At 64.1% G+C, this 22,087-nt stretch carries 21 protein-coding genes; 14 read left to right on the top strand and 7 right to left on the bottom strand.

What is annotated here, in order from left to right; translation table 11 throughout:
• Position 1: 1 nt before the first annotated feature.
• Positions 2-556 (bottom strand): hypothetical protein, encoded by a 555-nt coding sequence (locus tag V2I30_RS03325; protein ID WP_330660646.1) that lies wholly within the window; start codon positions 554-556, stop codon positions 2-4.
• Between the two features lie 180 nt (positions 557-736).
• On the opposite strand from V2I30_RS03325, the gene V2I30_RS03320 reads away from it, so the two are divergent.
• The 6 genes from V2I30_RS03320 (at position 737) to V2I30_RS03295 (ending at position 5,983) form a co-directional block, all read left to right on the top strand.
• Positions 737-1,906, top strand: a complete 1,170-nt coding sequence (locus V2I30_RS03320; RefSeq protein WP_330660645.1) for an isovaleryl-CoA dehydrogenase — start codon at positions 737-739, stop codon at positions 1,904-1,906.
• Complete coding sequence (locus V2I30_RS03315; protein ID WP_330660644.1) at positions 1,903-2,178, top strand: hypothetical protein; 276 nt, start codon at positions 1,903-1,905, stop codon at positions 2,176-2,178. The genes V2I30_RS03320 and V2I30_RS03315 overlap by 4 nt, the downstream gene beginning before the upstream one ends.
• Positions 2,175-3,782 (top strand): carboxyl transferase domain-containing protein, encoded by a 1,608-nt coding sequence (locus V2I30_RS03310; RefSeq protein WP_330660643.1) that lies wholly within the window; start codon positions 2,175-2,177, stop codon positions 3,780-3,782. The genes V2I30_RS03315 and V2I30_RS03310 overlap by 4 nt, the downstream gene beginning before the upstream one ends.
• A gap of 52 nt (positions 3,783-3,834) precedes the next feature.
• Positions 3,835-4,557: a CPBP family intramembrane glutamic endopeptidase, BDIM_20840 family gene (locus V2I30_RS03305; protein WP_442896894.1), complete on the top strand. Its 723-nt coding sequence runs from the start codon at positions 3,835-3,837 to the stop codon at positions 4,555-4,557.
• Between the two features lie 63 nt (positions 4,558-4,620).
• The gene (locus V2I30_RS03300) at positions 4,621-5,253 is read left to right on the top strand and encodes a 1-acyl-sn-glycerol-3-phosphate acyltransferase (RefSeq protein ID WP_330660641.1); all 633 of its coding nucleotides are present in this window, start codon (positions 4,621-4,623) and stop codon (positions 5,251-5,253) included.
• A gap of 91 nt (positions 5,254-5,344) precedes the next feature.
• Positions 5,345-5,983, top strand: a complete 639-nt coding sequence (locus tag V2I30_RS03295) for a hypothetical protein (protein WP_330660640.1) — start codon at positions 5,345-5,347, stop codon at positions 5,981-5,983.
• 12 nt (positions 5,984-5,995) lie between these two features.
• Here V2I30_RS03295 and V2I30_RS03290 read toward each other — a convergent pair whose 3' ends face one another.
• The 4 genes from V2I30_RS03290 to V2I30_RS03275 form a co-directional block, all read right to left on the bottom strand.
• Positions 5,996-6,790 carry a M50 family metallopeptidase gene (locus V2I30_RS03290; protein WP_330660639.1) on the bottom strand — a complete coding sequence of 265 codons (795 nt, stop codon included), beginning with the start codon at positions 6,788-6,790 and terminating at the stop codon, positions 5,996-5,998.
• 6 nt (positions 6,791-6,796) lie between these two features.
• The gene (locus V2I30_RS03285; protein WP_330660638.1) at positions 6,797-8,038 is read right to left on the bottom strand and encodes an AI-2E family transporter; all 1,242 of its coding nucleotides are present in this window, start codon (positions 8,036-8,038) and stop codon (positions 6,797-6,799) included.
• 69 nt (positions 8,039-8,107) lie between these two features.
• Positions 8,108-10,654: a DNA topoisomerase (ATP-hydrolyzing) subunit B gene (gene gyrB, locus V2I30_RS03280; RefSeq protein ID WP_330660637.1), complete on the bottom strand. Its 2,547-nt coding sequence runs from the start codon at positions 10,652-10,654 to the stop codon at positions 8,108-8,110.
• Positions 10,655-10,816: 162 nt separating this feature from the next.
• The gene (locus V2I30_RS03275; RefSeq protein WP_330660636.1) at positions 10,817-11,572 is read right to left on the bottom strand and encodes a PIG-L family deacetylase; all 756 of its coding nucleotides are present in this window, start codon (positions 11,570-11,572) and stop codon (positions 10,817-10,819) included.
• A 162-nt stretch (positions 11,573-11,734) separates the two neighbouring features.
• On the opposite strand from V2I30_RS03275, the gene V2I30_RS03270 reads away from it, so the two are divergent.
• The 7 genes from V2I30_RS03270 to V2I30_RS03240 all read left to right on the top strand — a co-directional run bounded on the left by V2I30_RS03270 (position 11,735) and on the right by V2I30_RS03240 (position 18,932).
• Entirely contained in the window at positions 11,735-13,306 is a 1,572-nt protein-coding gene (locus V2I30_RS03270; RefSeq protein ID WP_330660635.1) for a class I adenylate-forming enzyme family protein, read from the top strand.
• Positions 13,307-13,763: 457 nt separating this feature from the next.
• Positions 13,764-15,338 carry a glutamine-hydrolyzing GMP synthase gene (guaA, locus tag V2I30_RS03265; RefSeq protein ID WP_330660634.1) on the top strand — a complete coding sequence of 525 codons (1,575 nt, stop codon included), beginning with the start codon at positions 13,764-13,766 and terminating at the stop codon, positions 15,336-15,338.
• A gap of 5 nt (positions 15,339-15,343) precedes the next feature.
• Positions 15,344-16,288, top strand: coding sequence for a GIY-YIG nuclease family protein (locus tag V2I30_RS03260; protein ID WP_330660633.1), 945 nt, complete (start codon positions 15,344-15,346; stop codon positions 16,286-16,288).
• 120 nt (positions 16,289-16,408) lie between these two features.
• The gene (locus V2I30_RS03255; protein WP_330660632.1) at positions 16,409-17,005 is read left to right on the top strand and encodes a YceI family protein; all 597 of its coding nucleotides are present in this window, start codon (positions 16,409-16,411) and stop codon (positions 17,003-17,005) included.
• 89 nt (positions 17,006-17,094) lie between these two features.
• Positions 17,095-17,538, top strand: a complete 444-nt coding sequence (locus tag V2I30_RS03250) for a CHRD domain-containing protein (protein WP_330660631.1) — start codon at positions 17,095-17,097, stop codon at positions 17,536-17,538.
• Between the two features lie 22 nt (positions 17,539-17,560).
• Positions 17,561-18,268 (top strand): endonuclease III domain-containing protein, encoded by a 708-nt coding sequence (locus V2I30_RS03245; RefSeq protein ID WP_330660630.1) that lies wholly within the window; start codon positions 17,561-17,563, stop codon positions 18,266-18,268.
• A gap of 13 nt (positions 18,269-18,281) precedes the next feature.
• On the top strand, positions 18,282-18,932 hold the full coding sequence (locus V2I30_RS03240) for an endonuclease III domain-containing protein (RefSeq protein ID WP_330660629.1): 651 nt from the start codon (positions 18,282-18,284) through the stop codon (positions 18,930-18,932).
• On the opposite strand, the gene V2I30_RS03235 is transcribed toward V2I30_RS03240, so the two are convergent.
• Complete coding sequence (locus V2I30_RS03235) at positions 18,929-19,894, bottom strand: oxidoreductase (RefSeq protein WP_330660628.1); 966 nt, start codon at positions 19,892-19,894, stop codon at positions 18,929-18,931. The genes V2I30_RS03240 and V2I30_RS03235 overlap by 4 nt on opposite strands.
• Before the next feature lie 107 nt (positions 19,895-20,001).
• Between V2I30_RS03235 and V2I30_RS03230 the strand changes: the two genes are divergently transcribed.
• Positions 20,002-20,988, top strand: a complete 987-nt coding sequence (locus V2I30_RS03230) for an NAD(P)H-dependent flavin oxidoreductase (RefSeq protein WP_330660627.1) — start codon at positions 20,002-20,004, stop codon at positions 20,986-20,988.
• A 565-nt stretch (positions 20,989-21,553) separates the two neighbouring features.
• Here the strand turns inward: V2I30_RS03230 and V2I30_RS03225 are convergent.
• A complete protein-coding gene (locus V2I30_RS03225; RefSeq protein WP_330660626.1) occupies positions 21,554-22,018 on the bottom strand; it encodes a hypothetical protein in 465 nt (154 codons plus the stop codon).
• Positions 22,019-22,087 lie beyond the last annotated feature (69 nt).

The following is a 22,087-nucleotide window of genomic DNA, read 5'->3' as shown; positions in this document are numbered from 1 at the left end:
GTCAGCCATCGTCGTCAGCGACGGGCGCGATATAGGTCACGCGCTGCAATTCGACGCGTCGATCGTCGTCATTGGTGGCGATGACCGAGCCATCGGCCTCGGGCGCGCTCGTCTTCCAGCATTCTTCGGGGATCGCGGGCGCGGGGGCGGCGGGTGCCTCGCCGGCCCCATCGCCACCCGCCTCGTCGCCCGTCTGCCGCTCGCCCTCCTGCGGCGGGGGCTCCAGCGGCTCCGGGCGAAAGCAGATGCGGCCATCGGCGCGCTGTTCCCAGCGTCCCTCGCCGAAGGGCGCGCCGCCGCGCACATCGCGGTAACGGCCGTCCGGATCGAAATAGGTCGTCTGCACCGATCCGTCGCGCCCGATGGTCAGCCAGCCGGTCTCAGCCATCGGCAGGGTCGCAGCCTGCGGCTCCGCATCGCCCTCTTCCGCCGTTCCGGTCGGCAAACCGGTTGCGGACGGATCGCTATCCGCGCTGCCGCCTTCTTCGGCGCAGGCCGTCAGCAGGGGTAGCGCGAGAACGATCGATAAAAGGGGCGGGAGAGGGCATGCGCGCATGGGCAGCGAGCCTAGAGAGGATTGCACAGCGCGCCAAGCGCTCCTTCCTGTAAAGCTGGCGCGCACAGCGGCGTTGGCCTCCACGCACCGGCTTGCTAAGGCGCGCGCCAGACCGGGCGATCGCGCCCATCCGACCCCATCTGTGTTCCCACTATTCCAGCAATCCCGAAGAGATCCCCTATGCGAGCCACCCCCGATTTCGATTTCCAGCTCGGTGAGAGCGCGGCGATGATCCGCGACAGCGTCGCGCGCTTCGCCGATGAACGGATCATGCCGCTCGCCGAGAAGATCGACCGCGAGGATCATTTTCCGCGCGAGGAATTGTGGCGGGAGATGGGTGAACTTGGCCTTCACGGCATCACCGTGGACGAGGCGGATGGCGGGCTTGGCCTGGGCTATCTCGAACATGTCATCGCGGTCGAGGAAGTCAGCCGCGCGTCGGCCTCGCTAGGCCTATCCTACGGCGCCCATTCGAACCTGTGCATTAACCAGATCCGCCGCTGGGGGAACGAGGCGCAGAAAGCGAAATATCTCGAACCGCTGATTTCGGGCGAACATGTCGGCAGCCTCGCCATGTCCGAGGCGGCGGCGGGGTCGGACGTCGTCTCCATGAAGCTGAAGGCCGAAGCGGTGCAGGGAGGCTACGTCCTCAACGGCACTAAGTTCTGGATCACCAACGCGCCCTATGCCGATACGCTGGTCGTCTATGCCAAGACCGATACCAGTGCCGGCTCGCGCGGGATCACCGCCTTCTTGATCGAGAAGGACGACGAGGGCTTTTCCATCGGGCAGAAGATCGAAAAGGTCGGCATGCGCGGAAGCCCCACGGCAGAGCTGGTGTTCGACGATTGCCACGTGCCGGAAGACCGGATCATGGGGCCATTGAATGGCGGCGTCGGCGTGCTGATGAGCGGGCTCGATTACGAGCGCGTGGTGCTCGCTGGATTGCAGCTCGGCATCATGCAGGCCTGTCTCGACACGGTCATCCCCTATCTTCGCGAGCGCAAGCAGTTCGGCAAACCCATCGGCAGCTTCCAGCTGATGCAGGCCAAGGTCGCCGACATGTATGTCGCGCTGCAGACCGCGCGGGCCTACACCTACGCCGTCGCCAAGGCCTGCGACGCCGACCAGACGACGCGCTTCGATGCAGCGGGCGTGATTCTCTATGCGAGCGAAAGCGCGTTCAAGGTGGCGGCGGAAAGCGTACAGGCGCTGGGCGGCGCGGGCTATACGCTCGACTGGCCGGTGGAGCGCTACATGCGCGATGCGAAGCTGCTCGACATCGGCGCGGGCACGAACGAGATCCGCCGCATGCTGATCGGGCGCGAGTTGATCGGGGCAGCAGCTTGAGCGAGCAATTGCTTTTGGCGCTCCAGGTATATGGCGCTGCATCGGGGCTGGTCGCCGCCCTGATCGTCTCGCTCAATCTCGGCGCACAATGGACCGGTTGGGGTTTCGTGATTTTCGTCACGAGCTCGGCCGCTCTGGTGGCCTGGGCCTTTCTCGGCGAAATAGGCATCGCGGTCGGTTGGCAGAATGTGGGCCTTTTGTGCATCAATTGCATCGGCGTGTACCGCTATCTCTTCGTCAAGGCGCCCGAAGAGGCGGAGGAGCAACAATGAGTGCACCCGTTCTCACATCGCAGCTCGACCGCGAGGCGCCGGACGCGAAGGCGCGGTTCGAGCACAACAAGGCGCTTGCGAGCGACCTGCGCGATACCGTGGCCGAAGCCGCGCTGGGCGGCCCGGAGCGTTCGCGCGAGCGGCATGTGTCGCGCGGCAAACTGCTGCCACGTGAGCGCGTCGAACGGTTGCTCGATCCGGGCTCACCCTTCCTCGAGATCGGGCAGCTTGCCGCGAACGGAATGTATGAGGATGCCATCAACGGCGCCGGCCTGATCTGCGGGATCGGGCGCGTTTCGGGGCGGCAGGTCATGATCGTGTGCAACGATGCGACCGTGAAGGGCGGGACCTACTACCCGATGACGGTCAAAAAGCACCTGCGCGCGCAGGAAATCGCGCAGGAGAACCGGCTGCCTTGCATCTACCTCGTCGATAGCGGGGGCGCGAACCTGCCGCATCAGGCAGAGGTCTTCCCCGATCGCGACCATTTCGGGCGCATCTTCTTCAACCAGGCGAATATGAGCGCAATCGGCATCCCGCAGATCGCTTGCGTGATGGGTAGCTGCACGGCAGGCGGCGCCTATGTGCCCGCCATGTCCGACGAGACGGTAATCGTGCGCAATCAGGGCACAATCTTCCTCGCCGGACCGCCATTGGTGAAAGCCGCGACGGGCGAGGAGATCAGCGCCGAAGACCTTGGCGGCGGCGACCTGCATGCGAAAAGGTCGGGCGTGGTCGATCACCTGGCGGAGAATGACGAACACGCGCTCACCATCGTGCGCGATATCGTAAGCCATCTGGGCGAGAACACCGGCGCGGCGGCGGACATCGCGCTGAAGGACCCGCGCCCGCCTAAATTCGACGCTGACGACCTCTACGCCATCGTTCCCGAAGATGTGCGCGCGCCCTATGACGTCCATGAAGTCATCGCGCGGCTTGTCGATGGCAGCGAGTTTCACGAGTTCAAGCAGCATTACGGCTCGACGCTCGTCTGTGGCTTCGCGCATATCTGGGGCATGCCGGTCGCGATCCTTGCGAATAACGGCGTGCTGTTCTCCGAAAGCGCGCAAAAGGGCGCACACTTCATCGAACTCGCCGCTCAGCGCCGCATTCCGCTCCTCTTCCTGCAAAACATTTCCGGCTTCATGGTCGGCGGGAAATACGAGGCGGAAGGCATTGCCAAGCACGGCGCGAAGCTCGTTACCGCGGTCGCCACCGCGACCGTCCCCAAGATCACCGTGGTGATCGGCGGCAGCTTTGGCGCAGGCAATTACGGCATGGCGGGCCGCGCCTACAGCCCGCGCTTCCTGTTCACCTGGCCCAATGCACGCATTTCCGTGATGGGCGGCGAACAGGCCGCAAGCGTCCTCGCCACCGTCCACCGCGACGCCGACAGTTGGAGCGAGGAAGAAGCCGAGGCCTTCAAAGCCCCGATCCGCCAGAAATACGAAGACGAAGGCAACCCCTATTACGCGACCGCTAGGCTTTGGGACGATGGGGTAATCGACCCGGTACAGACGCGCGACGTGCTAGGCCTGGCTTTCGCCGCGACGCTCGAAGCGCCTATCCCCGAGCGGCCGGCATTCGGTGTGTTCAGGATGTGATCACCGAAACAGCCTCAGTTGCATCAGTCAAATTCGAAAGCGGGACCGGCTGATGCCTGATGCGGTTATTTCGGTTCTCGCGATTTGCGGGATAGTGCTCGCTCTGGGGCTAGCCTTGGGCCTCGCCGACCGCCGGAATTTCTCGCTTGGCTGGCTGCTGGTGTCGGTGGGCCTGATCGTGCTCAACGATGCCATGCTCACGCGCGTATGGGGCACGATTCCTTGGGTTCTTCCGGAAAGCGACTGGAACTGGCAGGGCAAACTGATGGCGCTCGCAGCGTCCCTGCTGGTCGCATCGCTCGCCGCCTTCGGGTGGAAACAAAGCGGATTGACCCTGAGGCAAGCCAAAGGCTCGTTGGGTCCGTCCGTGTTCGTACTAGGCCTTTATCTCGCATTCTTCGTCGTGATCGCGCTTGTTTTCGGCGGCGGCAAAGCGTCGGCGGAAACCGTTGCCTTCCAACTGACCATGCCCGGGATCGAGGAAGAGATTTTCTACCGGGGCATCCTGCTTTTGGCGCTTAACGAGGCCTTCCGTTCGCGGACTCGTTTTGCCGGGATCGGATGGGGCTGGGGCGCGCTGCTGTCGTCGCTGGTGTTCGGCCTCGCGCACGCCTTTTCCTATTCGGCGGCGGACGGGTTCGCGCTCGAACCGATTTATCTCGCTTTGACGGCGGTGCCTTCGCTGCTCGCAGTGGGGCTCAGGGAGCGGACGGGGAGCCTGCTACTCCCCATTCTTGCGCACAATGGGGGCAATGCGATTCCGCTGCTCGTCTGAAATCCCCTCGCTTTCCCTTACGCAAGTGCTAGGCCGTGCAGGCCCCGGGGAGAGGGAACCACCTTGCCGCAAAACACCGCCCGCAAACCCACATTCCTGTCGCGCATCATGCGCGCGGCAGTGCTCGCCGCGTGGAAGGCGAAGGGGTGGCGCGTGGTCAGCGGGCGCCTGCCGCGCGAGATCGACAAGTTCCTGATCGTCGGGGCGCCGCATTCGTCCAACTGGGACTTCGTGTTCTTCCTGGGCGCGACGGCGGAGTTCGACATCGAGCCCAGCTTCATGGGCAAGCACACCTTGTTCGAAGGCTGGATGGGGCAGTTCATGTATGACATGGGCGGCGTGCCGGTGGACCGGACGAAACGCGCCAATTACGTCGAACAGGTGGCCGACGCCTACCGGCGGGCGGACCGGCTGGCTCTGGTCATGGCGCCCGAAGGCACGCGCCGCAGCGAAGGCGAATGGCGCTCTGGCTTCTGGCACATCGCGCGCGCGGCAAAGGTGCCGATCGTCATCACCTGGGTCGATCCTGAGCGGCATCGGATTGGCTTTTCCGAACCCTACATGCCCACGGACAGCTTCGGCCGCGATCTGACGCATATCGCCGCTTTCCTGCGCGAACACCGCCCCGATTACGATCGCTACAAGGTGCTCGAAGCGCAGGCGGCGAACCTCATCGCCGCCGAAGAGGATGCTTGAGGGCGGCTTTGCGACTAATTCCCCGCGCACGCCTTTAAGCGCGCAGGCCAATCGCCTATGTAGGGCCGAGCGCAAGGGAACGCCAAATACGATGCCCCTCACCAAGCAGGCTCGCGACGAAGAGCGCAAGCGGATTGCGGCGCTGGTGCTCGGCCTCGTCGCCGAGCGCGGCACCGAGATCCCGCTGCAGGTCGCGCAGAGCGAAAGCGGGCTGTCGCGAGGCCGGTTCGATCAGCTGTTCGACGATTATGACGATCTGTTCGATGCGGTCGCCGAGCAATGGCTCGCTCCGCATATGGCCGTCATGGAAGAGGTGCTCGCCGCCGACCTGCCGCCGAACCGCAAGATGTACGAATTCTTCCGCAGCCGCTTCGTCATCTCGCGCGATCGCTATCGCGAGGACCCGGCCTATTTCACCATGATCTGCGAGATGGGCGCGGCCAATTTCGAACGGGTGCGATCCTATGTCGATCTTGCCGATCACTATCTGTGCGAAATCATCGTGCAGGCGCAGGCCGACGGTTATTTCGCCGGGCTGAGCATCGACGAGACCCTGTCGCTGATCAACCAGATGGTGTCGAATTACACGCTCCCCGATGCGCTGATCTATCTCGGCGACAAGCTGACCGAGGACAAGCTGGCGCGGATCATTGACACGGTCTTCATCGGTCTGTCGGGCGAGACCAGGGGCGATGCCAAGGGGATCAACACCATTCGGGTCGCCTCATAGGCGCACGCGGTTTCAACGCGTACGGTCGGAGTCTCGCTTGAACTGCAGGACATTGGCTGGCCGGCGGGGCGATGAAAGCGCGGTGCGGCGGCGATCCGACAGGGCATAGCGCAGGCTCGCCCCGATCAGCAGCGCGGATACCAGCAGGATCAGCGCCGCCCACACCCAGTGCGGCAGGAACAAGGCGGCCTCGATCTGGCCGGTGTCGGAAAGGATGCGCCGCCCGCCGATCACGGCCTCCTCGGTAAACAGGTAATTGAAGTCGCGCAGCATGCTCATCGCGCCGAGGATACCGAGAAACTGGAGCAGAAAGCGCGCCAGGCCCGGCGGCGCCTTCCAGGCGGCGACCGCGATCCCCGCGGCGACCAGCGGCAGCACGGCATAGCCCACCGGCGAACGGACATAGACGATCACCGAGGCGAAGATCGCCGCGCTGGTGAGCCATAGCGCCGGTCGCCAGGCGCGGCGGTGGGCGCTGGCGACGATCAGGGCCGCGCCCGCCAGGCTGGGCGCGATCGGCCCGCCCGCCGCGATCGTCGCGCGGGTGAAGCGCGATGCATCGACTGACAGATAGCTTTCCGCGACGCCCGACCCGTTGGCGAAGATCAGGAGCCGCTCGAATTGCTGGCCGAGGACGAGCGCGGTCATGCCGTGGCCCATCTCGTGAAACCAGGTGGTGAGGATCGCAAAGGGATATACGAGATAGGCGCCGAAAGGCAGCGCGGGCAGGGCGATGACGGCGAAGCCGGCGAGAATGAGGCGTCCGACCTGTTCGGCCTGGCTGCCGGGTTCTACGAGCGGTCCCATGGTGGCTCAGGCGTCCTGGGCCGCGGCGCGCGGCGGTGCTTCGGTGGCATCGGAGCGTGCGGCATCCGAAGCGGCGCGATCGGTTCCCTCTCCATTCCGCTCGTCACCCAGCGCCTCTTCCTCTCCCCGCGCCTTGCCGTCCTTGTCCACGCGCGTGCGGTAGCGCGCGGCGTCTGCCTCGTTATGCGCGCGCTGTTCGCCCAGGATCGACCAGGTCGCCAGGAACAGTCCGGCGACCAGAGGCCCGACCACGATACCCGAAAAGCCGAGCAGCGAAATGCCGCCCAATGTGGCGACGAGTATCAGCCAGTCGGGAATGCCGGTGTCGCGCCCTACCAGGATCGGACGCAGGACGTTGTCGACGCTGGAAATGATGACGAGCCCGGCGCCGAGCACGAACAGGCCCTGCCAGATATCGCCCACGATCAGCAGCCAGATGCCCGCCGGCCCCCAGACCAGCGCCGTTCCGACGGCGGGAATCAGCGCGAGGATCGCCATCAATACGCCCAGCAGAAGCGGCGAGGGCACGCCCGCGATCGCCAGCATGAGCCCGCCGAGCGAACCCTGCACCAGCCCGACCACGCCCGACCCCTTGATGACGGCGCGTACGATACCGAGAAAGCGGTCCGACAGGCGCTGCGCGATATCGTGCTCGATCGGGGCGAAATGGGTAAGCGCGTCGCCGATCCGCCGCCCGTCGCGCAGCAGGAAGAACAGAACGTAAAGCCCGATCCCGAAGCTCAGCACGAATTCGAGCGCGCCGCTGCCGATCGCGACCGCTTCCTGCGCGATCAGTCCGGCGCTTTCGCCGAGCATCACCTCGAGCCGATCTTGCACCTGCGCGAGATTGTTCCAGCCGTTCTCGACCGCCATATCGCGCAGCGCAGCGGGAAGCCGCTGCATGATCGCATCGAACCACACGGCGATGTCGATCGGGTTTTCGCGCAGGGTTTCGATCAGGCGCGCAAGCTCCTCGACCACGATCGAACCGATCCATGCTGCGGGCAGCAGGACGACGACGAAGATCGTCAGCAGTGACAGGGTCGCGGAAAGATTGCGTCGTCCGCGCGTGCGCACGAGTAACCAGCGATAGAGCGGGTGGAACATGATCGCCGCGAGCGCCGCCCACATGACCGGCCCGACGAAGGGCCAGGTGACCCAGACGAACAGGATCGACACGATGGCGACGAGCAGCAGGAAGCTCCAATGCTCCAGCGCGGATTTTTCATGCGGTTCGATCGTCGACATTGCGAATTCGGATGTCGCGCTTCGCCCGTCAAACATCAAGAGGCGACGATAGGCCGGGGTCTGCGCGCGTCAGACGTCGAGGTTCGCGACGCTGAGAGCGTTATCCTGGATGAATTCGCGGCGCGGTTCGACGACGTCGCCCATCAGGCGGGTGAAGATCTCGTCGGTGACGTCCGCGTCCTCGACCTTGACCTGAAGCAGGATGCGGTTTTCGGGATCGAGCGTCGTTTCCCAAAGCTGTTCGGGGTTCATCTCGCCCAGACCCTTGTAGCGGCTGATCGAGAGGCCCTTGCGCCCCGCCGCGAGCACCGCGGAGAGCAGCTGGCTCGGACGCGCGATCGCATCATCATCGGATGCGGTCGCATCACCGTTATCGGCCTCCGCCTCCGTGGCATCGGCATCGTCCTGCACGTCCTCATCAGGCGTATCACCGGCCTTGGCCAGGCGCACCGGACCGTCGAAAGTTTCCGCCAGCGGCGCCGCGATCTGGTGCAGCTTATGGCCTTCCGTGCTGGCGAGGAAGCGGCCCTCGATCTCGTGCACGTCGGTGACCCCGCGCCAGGCGCGCGAAAACTGCACCATGCCGCTTTCGAGCCTCCGCACCAACCAGCGCGCCTCCCCGTCGCCCGCCTCGAGCTTCGCCGCCGTGCGTTCGAGCGCAGCCATGCGGTCCGCATCGGAGAGCGACGGTTCGAGCGCGCCCGACAGGGCCATCTGCTCGATAATTGCGCTGTCATAGCGCCGCGGCACGAAGGCGATCATGTTCTTCAGACGCAGCGCTTGATCGACCAACTCGCGCAGATCCGCGTCCGAGCGGGCGCCGCCGCCCGTTTCGAGCACGCGGCCCTGCAGTCCGGCATCGACGAGGTAGCGATCGAGCGCCGCCTGGTCCTTCAAGTAGACCTCGCTCTTTCCCTTGGCGACCTTGAACAGGGGCGGCTGGGCGATGAACAGATGCCCTGCCTTGACGATTTCGGGCATCTGGCGGTGGAAGAAGGTCAGCAGCAGCGTGCGGATATGCGCGCCGTCGACATCGGCGTCGGTCATGATCACGATCTTGTGATAGCGCAGCTTTTCAAGGTCGAATTCGTCGCGAATGCCGGTGCCCATCGCCTGGATCAGGGTGCCGACTTCCTTGGACGAGATGATCCGGTCGAACCGCGCACGCTCGACATTGAGGATCTTGCCCTTCAGCGGCAGGATCGCCTGGTACTGACTGTCGCGCCCACCCTTGGCCGAGCCGCCGGCGGAATCCCCCTCGACCAGGAAAATCTCGGCCTTGGTCGCATCACGCTCACGGCAATCGGCGAGCTTGCCGGGCAAGCTGGCAACGCTCATCGCGCCCTTGCGGCTCATCTCGCGCGCGCGCCGGGCCGCCTCGCGCGCGGCGGCGGCGTCGACGATCTTCTGAACGATCGCCTTGGCGTCGGCCGGGTTCTCCTCCAGCCACTCGTTCATTTTCTCGCCCATCAGCGATTGCAGCGGCTGGCGCACTTCGGAGGAGACCAGCTTGTCCTTGGTCTGCGAGGAAAATTTCGGGTCAGGCAGCTTGACACTGACGATCGCGGTCAGCCCCTCGCGCATGTCTTCGCCCGAAAGCGAGACCTTGGCCTTGGACAGCAGCCCGGAACGCTCGGCATAATTGTTGAGCGTGCTCGTCAGCGCGGCGCGGAAGGCGGCGAGATGGGTGCCGCCGTCGCGCTGCGGGATGTTGTTGGTGAAGGTTAGGACGTTTTCGTAATAGCTGTCGTTCCATTCGAGCGCGACGTCGATCCCGATGCCGTCCTTCTCCGCCGAAACCGAGATCGGCTCCGCAATCAGAGCTTCCTTGTTGCGATCCAGATACTTGACGAAGGCAGCGATCCCGCCCTCGTAGAACAGGTCGTGTTCGAGCACTTCCTCGTGCCGCTTGTCGCGCAGCAGGATGCGCACGCCCGAATTGAGGAAGGCGAGCTCGCGGTAGCGATGTTCGAGCTTGTCGAAATCGTATTCTGTGACGTTCTTGAACGTGTCGTTCGAGTGATGGAAGGTGACGCGCGTGCCCTTCTTGAAACCGTTATCGTCCGGGTTCTGATCGACCTTGGGCGCGGGGCCCTTCACTTCGAGGCTGTTCACCGCATCGCCGTGCTCGAAACGCATCCAGTGCTCCTTGCCGTCGCGCCAGATGGTGAGTTCGAGCCATTCGCTGAGCGCGTTGACCACCGAGACGCCGACGCCGTGAAGCCCGCCCGATACCTTGTAGGCATTGTCGTCGCTGGTGTTCTCGAACTTCCCGCCGGCATGCAGCTGGGTCATGATGACCTCGGCCGCGGAGACGCCTTCGTCCTTGTGCATGTCGACGGGAATGCCGCGGCCATTGTCCTCGACGCTTACGCTGCCATCGGGGTTCAATTCGATCAGGACGAGGTCGCAATGCCCCGCCAGCGCTTCGTCGATGGCATTGTCGGACACCTCGAACACCATGTGGTGTAGGCCCGACCCGTCGTCGGTGTCGCCGATATACATTCCGGGGCGCTTGCGCACCGCGTCGAGGCCCTTGAGGACCTTGATCGAATCGGCGCCATATTCGCCGTTTCGGCGAGTATTTCCGGTCGGCTGTGCGGGGGTATCTTCCATGCCAATTATATAGGCGTGCTGGCGCCGAAACCCAAATCGCGAGCCGGCTCTCACCCCCGCTTTTCCACCGGGACCGCGTATGGGGGGACGAATGGCGCGGTGCGGCCATGCGGAAGCGGTGGAGCCAATGTGAACGAGCCGCCGATAGTCGGCGTCGCGGCGCTATTCCGCCTCGCCGAAGGCCGACCGGAAAGCGACGGTGCCGCGCCAGACCTGCTGGTGGAGGAGGCCGGGCAAAGCGGCGCGGATCGCCGGATCGAATTGGCTGCCATAACAGTCGAGTGCCGCCGCCGCGGAGGCCAGATCGGCGTCGGCGTAGCTTAGACGATGGGTGACGAGCGAGGGGTGCAACGTCGCCCAATCCTCGAAACCGGGCAGGCCGACCGCGGTCTCGTCCGGTGTCGGCAGCGCGGCGTAGAGCAGTTCGGGGCGGTCCTCCCCCTCCTCCTGGACCACCTGCGTCACCGCATTGCTGATCATCCGGTGGTCGATATGGCCATAGCCGCCGTCCGGGCCCCACGTCAGGATTGTTGTGGGCTTCTGCGCGGCGATAAGCGCCGAGATGCGCGCGCTGAGGCTGCGGATGGTGTCCTGGGAATTGCGCGCGCCCTCGCCCAATTCGCCATCGCTGAAGCGCCAGTAAATCGGCTCGCCGGCGCCGAGCGCCGTGGCCGCGCATTGCCCCTCATCCTCGCGCAGGGCCGCGAGCGCCGCGCCCGGTTCCATGCCGCTGACGCCGGGACCGGCATCGCCGCTCGTGGCGAAGACCAGCGCGACCTCGCCGCCTTCGCGGGCCAAGCGGGCGAGCACCGGCGCCATGACGATTTCGTCATCGGGATGCGCGAGGATGGCAAGCACACGGGGGTTGCCGGCTTCGCCTTCGGCCGGTTGTGCCTCTTCCTCGGCGTGCGCTGCCACCGCACCAGCCATCAATATCAGCGCGCACGCTGCCCGGTTCCACTTTCGCACCATCGTTCTTTCCCGGTCCCTTGCCTGTTCGAACCCGGTCATCGCATTCCGGAGGGCACGGGTAAAGAAACCGCCATTGCAGCGCGCCCGCGGCGAGGTAAAACCACCGCGATGACGATCGAAACACCCAGCGCCGCCGCCGCCGAGTTGATGAGCGCCAAGCTCGCCGAATCCTTCGGCTCCTTTCCCGAGATCCTGCGCGACTGGTCGCGGATACAGCCTGATGCGATCGCGCTGATCGACGATCGCGGCGATTGCGCCTGGGCGGAGCTGATCGGGCTAATCGAGCGGTTGGCGGCGCGGCTGGTGGAAACCGGGCTGGAACGCGGGCAGTCGGTGGCGATCCTGGGCACGAGTTCGATCAACTACGCGCTCGTTTTCCTCGCTGCGATACGTGCAGGCGGGGTCGCGGCACCGCTCACGACTAGCGCGAGCGCCGACCAGCTTGCGGGCATGGCGGCGGATTCGGGCGCGCGGCATCTCTTCATCGATGCGGGCAAGGCGGCGGAGCTCGGCGCGGATATCGGCGCCGACCTGATCCGCGTCCCGCTGGAGGATATCGAAAGCTGGATGGCCCCGCCCGGCGCCCGCGCGCCCGACTACGATCCCGCGCCCGGCGATCCGTTCAACATCATCTATTCCTCCGGCACCACCGGCATCCCCAAGGGCATCGTCCATTCGCATCAGATGCGCTGGCGCCAATTCGCCGCGACCGCCTTGTCCTACCTCGCCGCCGATCTGGACGTGCGCTCGCTCGCCTCGACGCCGCTCTATTCGAACACGACGATGGTCGCCTTCCTCGCCCCGCTGCTTGCGGGCGGAACGGTGCGTATCATGGGCAAGTTCGACTGCGCGCGCTGGCTCGATCACGCGAGCGCGGACCGGACGACGGTGACGATGCTGGTGCCGGTGCAATATCAGCGGCTGATGGACCATGCGGGGTTCGACGATCACGACCTTTCGGCGCTGACGATCAAATATTGCACCTCGGCGCCGTTTTCGCCTGCGCTCAAACGCGAGGTTCTGGAGCGGATGCCCGGCGCGCTGATCGAGATCTATTCGATGACCGAGGGCGGCGTGGTGTGCCTGCTCGCAGCCCACGAATTTCCAGGCAAGCTGCACACGGTCGGGCGCCCCGCGCCGGGCAGCGAACTGAAAGTGCTCGACGATGAGGACCGCGAGGTCGCGCCCGGCACGCCCGGCAATCTGGTGGGACGTTCGCAGACCATGATGAGCGGCTATCGCAATCGTCCCGACACAACCGACGAGGCGCAGTGGACCGATCCCGAAACGGGCGAAGTCTGGATGCGCATGGGCGATATCGGACGGGTCGATGCGGACGGCTTCGTCGAGCTGGTGGGCCGGGCGAAGGACCTGATTATTTCGGGCGGGTTCAATATCTATCCAAGCGACCTCGAGGCGGCGCTCGAACAGGAAGCGGACGTTGTGGAGGCCGCCGTCGTCGGCATCGCATCGAAGCGCTGGGGCGAGACCCCGGTGGGGTTCGCGGTGCTCGGTGCTGACGCGCGACCGACCGAGGACATTCTCGCCGCGGTCAACGCCCGGCTTGGCAAGACGCAGCGGTTGAGCACGCTCCACGCAATCAAGGAGATGCCGCGCAGCCATATCGGCAAACTGCTCAAGACCGAATTGCGCGATCGGGCACAGCGATTGATGGGATAAAGGCAGGCCTAACCACACGGCAAGGAGCGTGGGCAGGATGTTATGCCCGAAAGAGTTGGGAGGCGCGGCCACCCCTCAAGGGGGGGGGAAGATCGGAGTGACCGCGCCCCCGGTACTTGCCAAACATTGCTGGCAGTTCGCGGGCGGAATGCGGGGGCATCGCCCGGATAGCGCGCGACACGGGGGAGAGAGGGGGAATACGTGCCGCGCCGCCGTGAACTCCAAATGATGTTCGATTGCATCAAACACAAATGCCGAAATCCGCAGCTACGTTGAAAAATATGCAACTAACGGCGTGGCTGGCAGGCTTGCTCCGACCAACTCCATCCCGCCCCCGTTTGCGCGCCCAACGGCCTGACCACGCGCAGTCCACGCAAAACCCTCGTCGATGCCGTCTGCGCGTGCTGGACAGCGCGTTCCCCGCTGCCCTAATCCGGGCCGCATGACAGCGAGCGACATGTCCGAATCGAACCGCCCCGACACGATCCTGATCGTCGATTTCGGCAGCCAGGTGACGCAATTGATCGCGCGGCGTGTCCGCGAGGCGGGGGTCTATTCGGAAATCGCGCCGTTCAGTATGGTGCAGGAGGCGTTCGAGCGCCTCGATCCCAAAGGTATCATCCTTTCGGGCTCGCCCGCCAGCGTGCCGGACGAAGGCTCTCCCAGAGCGCCGCACGGCCTCTTCGAAGCCGGCGTGCCGATCCTCGGCATCTGCTACGGCCAGCAGGTGATGAGCGAGCAGCTTGGCGGCGAAGTTCGTCCGGGACACGAGACCGGGGAAGGCGGCGAGTTCGGGCGGGCCTATCTCACCGTTACCAAGGAATGCGCGCTGTTCGACGGGCTATGGCACGAGGGCGAACGGCATCAGGTGTGGATGAGCCATGGTGACAAGGTCACGAAATTCGCCCCCGGCTTCGAGATCGTCGCCACATCCGACGGCGCGCCCTTCGCGGTGATCGCCGACGAGAAGCGCAGGTTTTACGGCACGCAATTCCACCCCGAAGTCGTTCACACGCCCGACGGCGCGAAGCTGCTCGCCAATTTCGTACGCCATGTTTGCGGCCTGGCGGGCGACTGGACGATGGCCGAGTTCCGCAAGACCAAAATCGAGGAAATTCGCGCGCAGGTAGGGGATGGCCGCGTCGTCTGCGGGCTTTCCGGCGGGGTCGACAGTGCGGTCGCCGCGGTCCTCATCCACGAGGCGATCGGCGACCAGCTGACCTGCGTCTTCGTGGATCACGGCCTCATGCGCATGAACGAAGCCGAGCAGGTCGTCGCCCTCTTCCGCGACAGCTACAACATCCCGCTCGTCCATGTAAACGCCGAGGAGCAATTCCTCTCCGGCCTGGCCGGCGTGACCGACCCGGAGAAGAAGCGCAAATTCATCGGCGGCGCTTTCATCGACCTGTTCGAAAAGGAAGCGAAAGCGGTGGGCGGCGCCGATTTCCTCGCGCAGGGGACACTCTATCCCGACGTCATCGAATCCGTATCGTTCACCGGCGGACCGTCAGTGACGATCAAGAGCCACCACAATGTCGGCGGCCTGCCCGAACGCATGAACATGGAGCTCGTCGAGCCGCTGCGCGAACTCTTCAAGGACGAAGTGCGCGAACTGGGCCGCGAGCTCGGCCTGCCCGAGGCCTTCGTCGCCCGCCATCCCTTCCCCGGCCCCGGCCTTGCAATACGCATTCCCGGCGAGGTGACGCGCGAGCGCTGCGACATTTTGCGCAAGGCCGATGCGATCTATCTCGAGGAAATCCGCCGCGCCGGGCTCTACGATGCGATCTGGCAGGCCTTTGCGGTGCTGCTCCCGGTCAAGACGGTCGGCGTGATGGGCGACGGGCGCACCTATGACAGTGTGTGCGGCCTTCGCGCCGTCACCAGCACCGACGGTATGACGGCGGATGTCTACCCCTTCGACGCCGGTTTCCTGACCCAGGTCGCCACCCGCATCGTCAACGAAGTGCAAGGGATCAACCGCGTGGTCTACGACTACACGAGCAAACCGCCGGGCACGATCGAGTGGGAGTGAGCGCTATGAACGATTTCCCCCGATTTTGGTTAACTGCATTCTGGGGATTTGATCCGGAACATGAAGGCTATTACGGCTTCACCTTTGAAGGCGGGCGTTCTCGTTTCCTCAACGAGTATCGAGTTGGCGATTTGGTTCTGGTGTATGGAGCCGATGTCAAAAACACGGCAGCTTCAGATAGGAAACAGTTGCTCGGCATTCTCGAAGTTGAGCCTACGGAGATTCGGGATATCGACAAAATCTCTCCCGAAAGTCTGAAAGAGAAGGTGCGGCTCGGTAAAGAAGACTCTTGGTGTTTCGCAGTTCCGGTCCGAAAAGCATGGCGGATTGATCAGCGCATTGGTGTTGCTGACCTCCTTCCAGAAACCTACACGGGCAGCAATGGTCAATCCCTTGCGAGCTATGGCCAGCTTGTTTCAGAACGCGAGGCTGCGAGAATTTCAAGGCTGAGAGTTACGCGAATAAATGTGTTTGGTGAGGAGCCAATCGATCGAACTGATGTCGCGCGAAAGACCGATATTCTCGAAGAATGGAAAGTTAGTTACGGTCCAAAGCCATCTTATGGATTCAGAAAGTCCGAATATAGAGATGGCGAAACATTCGTTTATATCTTTGAACTTTCAGGTTCCTTGGAGACAATGCTCGGGCTTAGCAGGTACGACTTAATAAAAAAGCGGCTCATAAAGGTCGGAAGGACGAACAACCTTCAATCGCGACTTTCAGCATTGAACATCGGTTTTCCGCCATCATCGAAAATGAGATGGCAGCTTCGTGTCAAGTCGCAGCCATATCGCTCAGGTCATGATGCAGATGAAGCTGAGGGCAACTTGCACAAGCGATTTGCATCGATCGGAACGTCTCAAGGCGGTGAGTTCTTCTTATGCGACGAACGATTAATTGACTCGACCTTCGCTAAAGAAGCAAAGGCTTTTCGATTAAGCGCCAACTAGAGCACAGCTTCCTAGGCAGAACCCATTGGCAAGCACCGTACGTCTCGATACGCGTCGAACAGCAACTTAGCGAGCATGGAGAGCTGTATGATTAGGACTTCCCGCCTCCGTATAGGACCTTTGTTCGCCCCCGCGGTCCTCATCGCACTCGCCGCCTGCGCTTCGGAAGAACAGGCCGCGCCGGCTGCGCTCACCGATGCCGCCTGGACCATCGACAGCGAGGCGTCCGAGCTTTCCTATGTCTCGATCAAGGGCGGCGCGATAGGCGAGACCAACAGTTTCGAGAACGTCACCGGCGGCGTCAGCGAGGAGGGCGCGGCGACGATCGAGATCGACTTGTCCAGCGTCTCGACCGGGGTGGATATTCGCGACGAGCGAATGCGCGACATCTTCTTCGGCGTCGCCGACAATCCTTCGGCCACCGTCACCGCCCAGATCGACCCCGCCGCTTTCGAAGCGCTGGGCGTGGGCGAGGCGACGCAGACCTCGCTCGACGGCACGCTGACGCTGCGCGGGATCGAGGCGCCGTTCCAGGCCGACGTCACGGTCACGCGGACCTCGGCGGACCGGGTTCTGGCGGTCTCGGACAAACCGATCATCGTCGATGCCGGACAGCTCGAACTGCTCGACGGGCTGGCGCAATTGCAGGAGCTTGCCGGGCTCGATTCGATCACTCCGGTCGTGCCCGTGACCTTCAGCCTGGCTTTCGAACGCTAGGGGCGCGAGGGGCAGCAGGGGCGAGAGACGGAACGTCGCGGGCGCGCGCTCGTTGGTTGGGTATCCTGCCGCAATGAAAGGGTAGCCCGATGCGTATTCCCGCCCTCGTCCTGATCGCCGCCGCGATGCCGCTCGCCGGCTGCGAAACCATCCAGGAAGCCTATACCGAGCAGATTTCGACCACCTACACCGCCGAGCTCAGCGGCGCGAACGAAGTGCATCGGGGCGACCCCGACGCTTCGGGAACCGCCGAGGTCAGCTTTGCCGACGAATTGACGCGCGTGTGCTGGGATTTGAACGACCTCGAAGGGCTTGGCCCGATCACCGGCGCGCACATCCACCGCGGCGCGGCAGGCACCGACGGCCCCGTCGTGCTCGCCTTCAGCCAGGCGACCGAAGGCGGCTGGCGCGGCTGCAGCTCGAAGACCGAATGGGTCCAACAGGCCTTCGACGAGGGTCTGGAGAACTATTACGTCAACGTCCACACCGCCGAATATCCCGCCGGAGCCATTCGCGGACAGCTGCGGCAGTAATCGCGAGGGTCCGGGGAGGGACGTGCAACTGCCCCTCGGCCCCGACGATCGCACCGAAAGGCTGCGGCGGATCCAAGCCGCATTGATCGAACGGTTCGGGCGCATCGTGCGTCCGCCCGACAAGCGCCGCGTCCCCGAATGGGTGCTGGTGCACGGCGTGATCGGCGCTCAGACCAAGACCGCGGCGTCCAATGCCTCGACCGATGCACTGCTCGCGGAATACGGGTCGTGGGAGTCGGTCGCGGCAGCGCCGGTGGGCGATCTGAAAGACCGATTGCGGCGCCAGACCTTCCTGAGCGTTGCGGCAAAGCGGCTGAAGGATTGCCTGAACGCCGTGATCGAGGCGCGCGCGAGCGTCGACCTGCGCCATCTCTCAAACCTTCCGACCGACGAAGCGATGGCCTGGCTCGAACAGCTGCCCGGCGTCGCGCGCAAGATCTCCGCCGGAGTGATGAATGCGAGCACCTTCGATCGCCGCGCGATGGTGATTGACGGGCATCACCGCCGGATCATGCAGCGCGCCGGGATCGTGCCGCCCAAGGCCGACACCGCGCGCGCCTATGACGCGCTCATGCCCGCGGTTCCGGAAGAATGGTCGGCGGCCGATATGGATGAACATCACCTGCTGCTGAAAGCGCTGGGACAGACCACTTGCCGACCGCGCAAACCGCATTGCGAGGAATGCCCGGTGCGAGAATGGTGCGACTCGGGAACCGCCGCAGCCGGCTGAGCGCTTTTCACTCATGCTGGATGAAAAAGAGGTTGAAGAGGTCTACCGCCGTCTTGCCGAGGCGATGCCGGGGCGCACGAAAAACGCCAAGGGGCCGAAGGGCCAGCCCGATGCCTTTCGCTCCTGCATCTCCTGCATGCTCTCCGCGCAGTCGCTCGACCGCAACACCGCCGCCGCGACCAAGGCGCTGTTCAAGCTGGCGACAACGCCCGAAGGGATGCTGGCGCTTGAGGACGACGCGATCCGCGAAGCGATCAAGCCCTGTGGCCTCTACAACAACAAGACCAAGAGCATCCGCAAGTTCTGCACCGCGCTGCTCGAAGAGCATGACGGCGTCGTCCCCTCGACCCGCGAAGGGCTCATGAGTCTGCCGGGCATCGGGCGCAAATGCGCGGACATCGTGATGAGCTTCACCTTCGGGGAGGAGGTCATCGCGGTCGACACGCATGTCCACCGCGTGTGCAACCGGATCGGGCTGACCAAGGCGAAGACAGCCGAGAAGACCGCTGAGCAGCTCGAAGAGCGCAGCCCCGAATGGGCGATGCGCGACGGACATTTCTGGCTGATTCAATTCGGCAAGCGCGTATGCCGCGCGCGCATTCCGAAATGCGATATCTGCACCGTCAGTGACCTGTGCGAGACTGGCCCGATCGAACGTGACTAGGGGCGGAAGGTCGCCCCGGTCAGTTTCTCGGAGGTCTCCCAAAGTCCTTTCGCCAGGTCTTCGTCGCGTACATGCGACAAGACGCCCGAGCGACCCTTGCTGTCGGCCGAAACCGGCTCAGCGATGTTGCAGTCCTCGCAGTATACGCCGCCCATGCGGGCCAGCAGCGGGGAGACGGCGCACCACACGCTGGTCGCCGCGCCTTCTTGCGGAGACTTGAAGCTCTCATGCGTGTTGCCCTCATCGTCGTACCAGCCCATCGCCTTTTGCTCCTCCATCGTCAGGTGGCGTTGCAGCGGTGTGGCGATGCCGCCAGGATGGACCGCGAAGGCGCGCACGCCGCCCGCCTCGCCGCGTTTGTCGAGCTCCAGTGCAAACAGGGCATTGGCGCTCTTCGCGGCGCCATAGGCGGGCCATTTGGCATAATCGCGCCGCTCCCAGTTGGGGTCGTCCAGATCGAGCGAATGCAGCCGATGGCCGATCGAGGACAGGCACACCACCCGCGCCCCGTTCGCCGCCGCGAGCAACGGCCAGAGCCTCGCCGTCAGCTGGAAATGCCCCAGATGATTGACCGCGAACTGCATTTCGTAGCCGCGCTCTTCGCGCATCAGCGGGCTTGCCATGATCGCGGCGTTGTTCACGAGGATGTCCAGCCGATCCCACTTTCGCGCCACCTCGGCGGCGAATGTGTCGATCGTGGCAGGGTCGGCGAGATCGAGCGGCAGGACCGCAATCGTGCCGTCCACGCCGCTCAGCACGTCCTCCGCCTGGTCCACCCGCCGCGCGCCGACGACGATCTCGGCTCCGGCCCCGGCGAGTGCGCGCACGGTCTCGGTGCCGATGCCGGAATAACCGCCCGTCACCACCACCCGCTTCCCCGACAAGTCGATATCGGCGACCACTTCGCGTGCCGTGGAACGGTAGCCGAAGGGGCTGTCGATGGGCTGTTGGGGTGACACCATGCGCTTGCGATATCCTTGTCAATGCGGGTCGGTTGTCTAAGGCTACGCGCAATTGCGTGGGCCGCCAACCGGGGTCTTCGCGCCAGAACCAGCAGAGGAGAGCCCACATGAAAACCGCCATCACCGAAATGTTCGGCATCGAGCATCCTATCATCCAGGGCGGCATGCACTATGTCGGTTTTGCGGAAATGGCGGCGGCGGTCTCCAATGCCGGGGGCCTTGGCATCATCACCGGGTTGACGCAGGGGACGCCCGAGAAGCTGGCGAACGAGATCGCGCGGTGTCACGACATGACCGACAAGCCCTTCGGCGTGAACCTCACCTTCCTGCCCAGTCTCACGCCGCCCGATTATCCGGGCCTGGTAAAGGTCATCATCGAAGGCGGTGTGAAAGTGGTCGAAACCGCGGGACGCAACCCGCAGGAAGTGCTGCCCGCGCTGAAGGACGCGGGGATCAAGGTAATCCACAAATGCACCAGCGTGCGGCACAGCCTCAAGGCCCAGTCTATCGGCTGCGACGCGGTGAGTGTCGACGGCTTCGAATGCGGCGGCCATCCGGGCGAGGACGATGTGCCCAACTTCATTCTGCTCCCGCGCGCGGCGGACGAGCTGGAGATCCCCTTCGTCTCGAGCGGCGGCATGGCCGATGGACGCAGCCTGGTCGCCTCGCTCGCCATGGGCGCGGAAGGCATGAACATGGGCACGCGCTTTATCGCGACGAAAGAGGCGCCGGTGCACGACAACGTCAAACAGGCGATCATCGAGGCGAGCGAACTCGACACGCGGCTCGTCATGCGCCCGCTGCGCAACACCGAGCGCGTGCTCAACAACGACGCGGTCGAGCGGCTGCTGCAGAAGGAAAAAGATCTGGGCGACGAGCTCACCATCCAGGACATCCTGCCCGAGGTCGCAGGCGTATACCCTTCGATCATGATGGAAGGCGAGATGGACAAGGGTGCATGGAGCTGCGGCATGGTCGCCGGCCTCATCAACGACGTGCCCACCTGCAAGGAACTGATCGACCGGATCATGCGCGAGGCGGACGATATCCTTGCGCGGATGAATGCGATGAACCGCGAGGAAGTGCCCGCTTGAGGCGCGCGCTGCCGCGTCCGGTCCCGGTAGAACGACTGCTGTAAGGCCGCGTTGACATGGTGACGGGTAAGGCACCTAGAGCACAATTACGTAACCACCCGAATAGGAACGCCGGGCGGATCGGCTAGATATCGCTTCGCTCCGGCAAGGCGCGCGGCAGGGAGGCTGCGTGCAGCCTCGCTGGACGACTGGATCTTTGACGGCGCCCCCGCCCATCCGATGCCGGGGGCGCAAGGGGAATGGCGTGGAATTGACGTTTGCGGATTGGCTGTGGCCCCTCCTTGTTATCGCAGCGAGCCTGCTCGGATGGCGGGCCGGTCGCGATGCTGCTCACGATGCCGTCAGCAACATGGACGGGGTGATAGGCGGTCACCCGGCAGGCGGTATAGGTCTCTCGCTAGGCCGCTCGCCCGAAGTTTCCCGAAGTGCGGCGTCGCCCTTGAACCCGAATCGTCTCCTTGGCGGCATATCGCTCGAGGAGCTCCGGCGCGAAACGCGCGCTTATCGCTCTTCGATAGATCTGTGGGGCAGGAGTTTGGACGCGCCGGGCGAAGCAACGCGCAGATCAGCCGTCGCTTTCGACCCTCGTGTAAGGCACGAAATAGTCGAACTGGACCGGGCCGGTGAAGAATCCGGTGATCCGATCGATCGAATTGGCGAAATCGAGACGGCAGAGCCGCGTCCCGCTGAAACGCTGGGTAACGATGACGTCGTTGCGACCGATCGATGAGGGATCGATGGTACGCTGGACGTAGATCGTATTGCCGCGGCCATAGACATAGGCCGTGTCGGCGATAACGGTCAGTTGCAGTCCGGAGGGGCGCGTATTGATGCAGTTTTGCGGCTCGCCCGCGACTCGTCCTTCAAGGAGTTCGGCAAGCTTTTCCTCGCCCTCGCTCATTTCCACCTGGTCCGCCTCTTCCGCCTGCCCCTCATCGGCAAGCGCTGCCGTCGGCGCGCCGAGCCCGAGCGTAGCGATACCGGCCAGGACGGGGGCGGCGAATGCTCTGGTTGGACGGGGGGCGAACATGGACGGTCTCCTTCACGGCGTGGCGGACACGGAGCGAGGCTCAAACGGCAGCTTACAACAGGCAAAGCA

It is taken from the genome of Erythrobacter sp., from assembly GCF_036351135.1.
In the GTDB taxonomy this organism is placed as follows: domain Bacteria; phylum Pseudomonadota; class Alphaproteobacteria; order Sphingomonadales; family Sphingomonadaceae; genus Erythrobacter.
The sequence above is the reverse complement of the archived record's forward strand: the minus strand, read 5'-3'. Positions and strand labels throughout refer to the sequence as shown.

Bases quoted from the DNA above. Each gene is read 5' to 3' on its own strand.
- V2I30_RS03295 (WP_330660640.1), top strand. From the start codon at position 5,345: ATGCCCCTCACCAAGCAGGCTCGCGACGAAGAGCGCAAGCGGATTGCG.
- V2I30_RS03230 (WP_330660627.1), top strand. From the start codon at position 20,002: ATGAAAACCGCCATCACCGAAATGTTCGGCATCGAGCATCCTATCATC.
- V2I30_RS03290 (WP_330660639.1), bottom strand. From the start codon at position 6,790: ATGGGACCGCTCGTAGAACCCGGCAGCCAGGCCGAACAGGTCGGACGC.
- V2I30_RS03240 (WP_330660629.1), top strand. From the start codon at position 18,282: ATGCTGGATGAAAAAGAGGTTGAAGAGGTCTACCGCCGTCTTGCCGAG.
- V2I30_RS03225 (WP_330660626.1), bottom strand. From the start codon at position 22,018: ATGTTCGCCCCCCGTCCAACCAGAGCATTCGCCGCCCCCGTCCTGGCC.
- V2I30_RS03305 (WP_442896894.1), top strand. From the start codon at position 3,835: ATGCCTGATGCGGTTATTTCGGTTCTCGCGATTTGCGGGATAGTGCTC.
- gyrB (WP_330660637.1), bottom strand. From the start codon at position 10,654: ATGGAAGATACCCCCGCACAGCCGACCGGAAATACTCGCCGAAACGGC.
- V2I30_RS03325 (WP_330660646.1), bottom strand. From the start codon at position 556: ATGCGCGCATGCCCTCTCCCGCCCCTTTTATCGATCGTTCTCGCGCTA.
- V2I30_RS03270 (WP_330660635.1), top strand. From the start codon at position 11,735: ATGACGATCGAAACACCCAGCGCCGCCGCCGCCGAGTTGATGAGCGCC.
- V2I30_RS03310 (WP_330660643.1), top strand. From the start codon at position 2,175: ATGAGTGCACCCGTTCTCACATCGCAGCTCGACCGCGAGGCGCCGGAC.
- V2I30_RS03320 (WP_330660645.1), top strand. From the start codon at position 737: ATGCGAGCCACCCCCGATTTCGATTTCCAGCTCGGTGAGAGCGCGGCG.
- V2I30_RS03250 (WP_330660631.1), top strand. From the start codon at position 17,095: ATGCGTATTCCCGCCCTCGTCCTGATCGCCGCCGCGATGCCGCTCGCC.
- V2I30_RS03260 (WP_330660633.1), top strand. From the start codon at position 15,344: ATGAACGATTTCCCCCGATTTTGGTTAACTGCATTCTGGGGATTTGAT.
- V2I30_RS03285 (WP_330660638.1), bottom strand. From the start codon at position 8,038: ATGTCGACGATCGAACCGCATGAAAAATCCGCGCTGGAGCATTGGAGC.
- guaA (WP_330660634.1), top strand. From the start codon at position 13,764: ATGTCCGAATCGAACCGCCCCGACACGATCCTGATCGTCGATTTCGGC.
- V2I30_RS03235 (WP_330660628.1), bottom strand. From the start codon at position 19,894: ATGGTGTCACCCCAACAGCCCATCGACAGCCCCTTCGGCTACCGTTCC.